A 6,000-nucleotide genomic window follows, 5' to 3' on the forward strand; every position below is an offset into this window, starting at 1 on the left:
CATCGCTCGTTTATAGTGCTGGCGAGCAACATAAGTAATTATATTTAGTAAAAGTGATTGAAAAATTGTCATAAAACAACATTAATTTAATGGAAAAAAAATGTCTCAAGTAAATAAAACATTAACTATCACCACAGGCCTTGCCGGAAAAGTATCCGGAGATATCATTGTACCAGGTGACAAGTCATGTTCGCATCGCTCTATTATGTTTGGCTCTTTAGCTGAAGGTACCACGCATGTTTCGGGTTTCTTACCTGGAGACGATTGTTTAGCAACAATGAATGCATTTAAGGCGATGGGCATAAAAATAGAAGGCCCTGACAAGCAACAAAATGTTGTTATTCATGGCAAAGGTTTGCGTGGTTTGACCGCACCTCAAGAAGCTTTAAATATTGGTAATTCAGGAACAACTATCCGATTAATGTCGGGATTACTCGCCGGACAAAATTTTGCTTGGCAAATGGCTGGTGACAGTTCTTTAAATAAACGTCCTATGGCACGCGTTGTTGACCCATTAAAATTAATGGGTGCAAATATCTCTGCTGCCGAAAACGGTACGCCACCGGTTATTTCACAAGGTATTGATGAAGGTCAAACCTTAACCGCGATTCATTACGACTTGCCAATGGCCAGTGCGCAAGTAAAATCTTGTGTATTACTTGCGGGAATTTATGCCGACGGCATTACCTCGGTAACCGAACCCGGTATTACTCGCGATCACACTGAACGCATGTTGACCGCTTTTGGTTATCCGGTAAAGGTTGAAGATACCCCGATGGGTAAAAAGGTTTCCATTGAAGGCGGCCATCAATTAACGGCTTGCGACATTCAAGTACCTGGCGATATTTCATCAGCAACATTTTTTATGGTTGCGGGTTTAATTGCTAAAGAAGGGCAGTTGACTATTCGTAATGTGGGTATGAACCCAACGCGTATTGGCGCTATTAATATTTTACAGCAGATGAATGGCGATTTGAGCATCATTAACGAGCGTATGGCGGGCGGAGAGCCTGTTGCTGATGTTGTGGTTAAATCATCACCATTAAAAGGTATTGATATTAACGAACGTGATGTACCGCTTGCCATTGATGAGTTCCCGGCGATATTTATTGCGGCTGCTTGTGCTGAAGGTACAACACGGTTACGTGGTGCAGAAGAATTAAGAGTGAAAGAAAGCGATCGCATCCAAGCAATGGCTGATGGCTTAAAAGAATTAGATATTGACTGTACTGTTTATGATGACGGTATAGATATTGTTGGTGGGCAATTAACATCAGGGACTATTCATAGTCATGATGACCACCGTATTGCCATGTCTTTTGCGATTAGCTCATTACGAGCTACTGGCGAAATTCAAATTTTAGAGTGTGACAATGTAGCGACTTCGTTCCCTAATTTTGTCACCTTAGCAAACCAAGTGGGACTAACACTCAATCAAGCTTAAATTAAGTGACTAACTTAGTTTAACTAGCTTTAGTGTAGATAAAAATATGATAGAACAAATACCGGTAATAACTATAGATGGACCTAGTGGAGCAGGTAAGGGCACAGCCGCACGTTTAGTTGCAGAGCAACTTGGCTGGCACTTGCTTGACAGCGGAGCTATTTATCGTGTGCTTGCAGTGGCGACATTGCATCACCATTTAACTATCGAAGATGAAGAATCCTTGATCCCCATTGCTGCTCATTTAGACGTGCAATTTGAAATAACCAGTCAAGGTGAAGGAAAAGTTATTTTAGAAGGCGAAGATGTTAGTAATAGCATACGCACAGAAGAAGTCGGTGCTATCGCTTCTAAAATAGCAGCCTTCCCTCGAGTGCGTGAAGCGCTTTTACGTCGCCAACGTGCTTTTAAAGTCGCTCCTGGGCTTGTCGCTGATGGAAGAGACATGGGAACAATCGTTTTTAGTAACGCACCGGTTAAAGTATTTTTAACCGCTTCTGCAGAAGAACGAGCACAACGTCGATTTAATCAGTTGAAAGAGAAAGGTTTTGATGTTAAAATCGGGCGCCTTTTGGATGACATACGTCAGCGAGATGAGCGAGATCAGACCCGTACGGTCGCTCCCCTTATCCCAGCAGAAGGTGCGTTAATTGTTGATTCTACTGATCTTTCTATTGATGAAGTGGTCGCTAAGATTTTAACATTTGCCAATGGCAAGTTAACGTAAACGAAGCTATATAGCTTCAAAAATCAACCTATAGCCTACTGTACGGATGCACTGGGCACTATTAAATAACCCCATGAAACATTGATGTTGACTGGATTAATAACTGAGTTTATATGCAAGTTATGACTGAAAATTTCGCACAACTATTTGAAGAAAGTTTAAAAGAAATCGAAACACGCCCTGGTTCAATTATCAAAGGTACGATTGTCGCTATTACTAAAGACAATGTTATCGTTGATGCTGGCCTTAAATCTGAAAGTGTTATTGACATTAACCAGTTTAAAAACAACGCTGGTGAAGTTGATGTAAGCGTTGGCGATGAAGTCGACGTATCTCTTAAAGCTACAGATGACGGTTTTGGTGAAACTATTCTTTCACGTGATGACGCTAAACGTCATGAAGCGTGGCAAGTGCTTGAGAAAGCATATGAAGAAAAAGAAACTGTTATCGGTGTTATCAACGGTAAAGTTAAAGGTGGTTTCACGGTTGAAGTTAGCGATATTCGTGCTTTCTTACCGGGTTCATTAGTAGATGTTCGCCCAATTCGCGATACAACTCACCTTGAAGGCAAAGAATTAGAATTTAAAGTTATTAAGCTTGATCAAAAGCGTAATAACGTTGTTGTTTCTCGTCGTGCCGTTATCGAATCTGAAAGCAGCGTAGAACGTGATGCATTGTTAGAGTCATTAGCAGAAGGCCTAGAAGTTAAAGGTATCGTTAAGAACCTTACTGACTACGGCGCATTCGTAGACTTAGGCGGCATTGACGGCTTACTACACATTACAGATATGGCTTGGAAGCGCGTTAAGCACCCAAGTGAAATCGTAAATGTTGGTGACGAAATACAAGTTAAAGTATTGAAGTTTGACCGTGAGCGCACTCGTGTATCTCTAGGTATGAAGCAGTTAGGTGAAGATCCATGGGTAGCAATTGCTAAGCGTTACCCTGAAGGCGCTAAACTTACTGGTCGTGTAACTAACTTAACTGACTACGGTTGTTTTGTTGAAATCCAAGAAGGCGTTGAAGGTTTAGTTCACGTTTCTGAAATGGATTGGACTAACAAGAACATCCACCCGTCTAAAGTTGTTAACTTAGGTGACACGGTTGAAGTTATGGTATTAGAAATTGACGAAGAACGTCGTCGTATTTCTTTAGGCCTTAAACAGTGTATCGCTAACCCTTGGGAAGAGTTCGCTAAGAACTTCAACAAAGGCGACAAAGTATCAGGTAAGATCAAGTCAATTACTGACTTTGGTATCTTTATTGGTCTTGACGGCGGCATTGATGGTCTTGTTCACTTATCTGATATTTCATGGGCTGGCGGTGAAGAAGCTGTTCGTGAATACAAGAAAGGTGATGAAATATCAGCTGTAGTTCTACAAGTTGACCCTGAGCGCGAACGTATTTCTTTAGGTGTTAAGCAAACTGAAGATGATCCGTTTAATCAGTACCTTGCAGATACTAAGAAAGGTGCTATTGTTACAGGTAAGGTTATCGAAGTAGATGCTAAAGGCGCTAAAATTGAATTAGCCGAAGGCGTTGAAGGATACCTACGCGTATCTGATATTTCTAGTGAGCGTATCGAAGATGCGTCAACTGAATTATCTGTTGGTGATAGTGTTGAGACTAAGTTTATGGGTGTGGATCGTAAGAACCGTGCTATCAGCTTATCAATCAAAGCTAAAGACCAAGCTGAAGAACGTGAAGCTATGGATAACCTAAACCAAGTTGAAGAAACTGGTTTAAGTGCAATGGCTGCAGCGTTTAAAAACGCTAAAAACTAATTTAGACACTTGAAGGTGAGAAGTGTTTGAAATATAACGCTCTCTTCGTTTAAAATCCATTGGCGAGAAGGTACTATTAACTTCAAACTAGTGAACACAGGAGGTCAAATGACCAAATCTGAACTTATTGAAAGATTAGCCGATAAATTAAGTCATTTATCAGCGAGAGATGTTGAACAGTCTATTAAAGAAATCTTAGAAATGATGGCACAAACCTTGTCAAAAGGTGAGCGTATTGAAATTCGTGGTTTTGGTAGTTTTTCATTACATTTTCGTGCTCCTCGTGTTGGACGTAACCCTAAGACTGGCGAATCCGTTGAGTTGGCAGGTAAATACGTTCCTCATTTTAAACCTGGAAAAGAGTTACGTGAAAGAGTAAATCTTTCAATAGCGTAATTGATAAATTATCAATAAAACGGCATGCTATAATGGTATGCCGTTTTTTTTAACTTAATTTTCATCATAGGTAACTTATTTTGCGTATTTATATTACAGCGTTTTTCCTGTTCAGCTTACTAGTCATCGCTTTTATTTTTGGTAGTCAAAATGAGCAGACCTTAACATTGAATTATCTCATCGCCCGAACTGAATTATCAGTTGCTGCGGCTGTCAGTTTATTTACCACTTTGGGCTTTGTACTGGGCTTACTCTTTGCATTATTGTGGAAGTTTGTTCGAATGATAAAACCTAAAAAATCATCCTCTAAAGAATCAGTGTAAATTATATGTTAGAACTATTGTTCTTATTACTCCCTGTTGCAATGGGCTATGGCTGGTTCATGGGTCGTAATAGTGTTAAACAAAATGATCACTCAGCTAAACAAGCCTTGTCGATAAAATATTCAACAGGCTTAAATTACCTCCTATCAAATCAACAAGATAAAGCGATCGACTACTTACTAGAAGCCCTTAAAGTTGAAGATGATACTGTTGAAGCACATTTTGCCATGGCTAATTTATTTCGTCGCCGTGGTGAGCTCGACCGCGCATTAAAAGTGCATGAGCACTTAGTTAGACAGAAACATCTACCCGCTAAAGATAAGCAACAAGCTGCTTTTGAGCTAGGTAAAGATTTTTTTAGTGCCGGCTTATACGACCGCGCTGAAACCATGTTTGAAAAGCTACTTAAATCAAAACACTATGGCTTAAAATCCCTTGATTATTTAATGCGTATTTACCAGTCTACTAAAGATTGGTCAAAAGGCATCAGTCATAAAAAAGCCATTGTTAAAACTAAAGATAAAAAACTTCTTCATAACTTAGCTAATTTTTATTGTGAATTAGCGACAACAGCCTTAGCAGAAGATAACTTTATTGAAGTCATAGAGTTATTAGAGTTGGCGTTGATTTATGATGCTAATTCTTGTCGTGCTAATTGGTTATTAGCTCAAATTTATGAAAAGCATCAACAGTTCAATGAAGCCTGCGGATGCTATCAAGACATCTATCTTCAGGATAAAGAATTCTTTCCTGATGTTATTGATGAAATGCAAAATTGTTATCATCAGTTAGATGCCGACGATGAATATTTTAAATTTATTAGAAAAGTTTATGATGAAACCGGTGGTTCGAGCGCACTGATAAAATACTTAAGTCACCTTGAAGCTAAATATGGCAACGAAAAAGCGAAAGAATTTATTTTACTTGCTTTGAAAAAGCGTCCAACCATTAAAGGCTTTAAGCATTTTATTAAGATGCAAATGGTTAACTCTACCGAGCATGACAACACCGAAAATTTAGAGATGATCAAAGAATTGATTGGCGCTTATTTGAATCTAAAACCGCGTTATAGTTGTCGAACCTGTGGTTTTAATAGCAGTAAACATTATTGGGCGTGTCCTTCATGCCATGACTGGGAACAATTGAAACCAGTGCGGGGCCTTGAAGGAGAATAATTACCGATTTCTTCGCCCTAAGACTCAATAGCGTCTTCAAAAGTACTCATTGACTTTCGTCAGCTCCGTGCTTTTTCTTTGCTCTTGAACCTTAGGACTTTGAACTCAAAAATTATTAAAGAATTAAGAATTAAGAATTAAGAATTAAGAA

The 6,000-nt window shown here is 39.2% G+C and carries 6 protein-coding genes; all 6 read left to right on the plus strand.

Going from position 1 to position 6,000, the window contains the following annotated elements; translation table 11 throughout:
* Nucleotides 1-100 precede the first annotated feature (100 nt).
* The 6 genes from aroA to lapB all read left to right on the plus strand — a co-directional run bounded on the left by aroA (nucleotide 101) and on the right by lapB (nucleotide 5,849).
* Nucleotides 101-1,444, plus strand: coding sequence for a 3-phosphoshikimate 1-carboxyvinyltransferase (aroA, locus tag H4J62_RS11800; protein WP_182215833.1), 1,344 nt, complete (start codon nucleotides 101-103; stop codon nucleotides 1,442-1,444).
* Between the two features lie 46 nt (nucleotides 1,445-1,490).
* The gene (cmk, locus tag H4J62_RS11805) at nucleotides 1,491-2,171 is read left to right on the plus strand and encodes a (d)CMP kinase (RefSeq protein WP_182215835.1); all 681 of its coding nucleotides are present in this window, start codon (nucleotides 1,491-1,493) and stop codon (nucleotides 2,169-2,171) included.
* Between the two features lie 122 nt (nucleotides 2,172-2,293).
* Complete coding sequence (gene rpsA / locus H4J62_RS11810) at nucleotides 2,294-3,955, plus strand: 30S ribosomal protein S1 (RefSeq protein WP_070376968.1); 1,662 nt, start codon at nucleotides 2,294-2,296, stop codon at nucleotides 3,953-3,955.
* A gap of 108 nt (nucleotides 3,956-4,063) precedes the next feature.
* Nucleotides 4,064-4,351 carry an integration host factor subunit beta gene (ihfB, locus tag H4J62_RS11815; protein WP_070373831.1) on the plus strand — a complete coding sequence of 96 codons (288 nt, stop codon included), beginning with the start codon at nucleotides 4,064-4,066 and terminating at the stop codon, nucleotides 4,349-4,351.
* 80 nt (nucleotides 4,352-4,431) lie between these two features.
* Nucleotides 4,432-4,674 (plus strand): lipopolysaccharide assembly protein LapA domain-containing protein, encoded by a 243-nt coding sequence (locus H4J62_RS11820; RefSeq protein ID WP_182215837.1) that lies wholly within the window; start codon nucleotides 4,432-4,434, stop codon nucleotides 4,672-4,674.
* A gap of 5 nt (nucleotides 4,675-4,679) precedes the next feature.
* Nucleotides 4,680-5,849, plus strand: a complete 1,170-nt coding sequence (gene lapB / locus H4J62_RS11825) for a lipopolysaccharide assembly protein LapB (protein ID WP_182215838.1) — start codon at nucleotides 4,680-4,682, stop codon at nucleotides 5,847-5,849.
* The last annotated feature ends 151 nt before the right edge of the window (nucleotides 5,850-6,000 follow it).

The organism is Colwellia sp. BRX8-5, assembly GCF_014077325.1.
GTDB lineage: Bacteria > Pseudomonadota > Gammaproteobacteria > Enterobacterales > Alteromonadaceae > Colwellia_A.

Coding starts and splice junctions, on each gene's coding strand:
- aroA (WP_182215833.1), top strand. CDS start 101: ATGTCTCAAGTAAATAAAACATTAACTATCACCACAGGCCTTGCCGGA.
- cmk (WP_182215835.1), top strand. CDS start 1,491: ATGATAGAACAAATACCGGTAATAACTATAGATGGACCTAGTGGAGCA.
- rpsA (WP_070376968.1), top strand. CDS start 2,294: ATGACTGAAAATTTCGCACAACTATTTGAAGAAAGTTTAAAAGAAATC.
- ihfB (WP_070373831.1), top strand. CDS start 4,064: ATGACCAAATCTGAACTTATTGAAAGATTAGCCGATAAATTAAGTCAT.
- lapB (WP_182215838.1), top strand. CDS start 4,680: ATGTTAGAACTATTGTTCTTATTACTCCCTGTTGCAATGGGCTATGGC.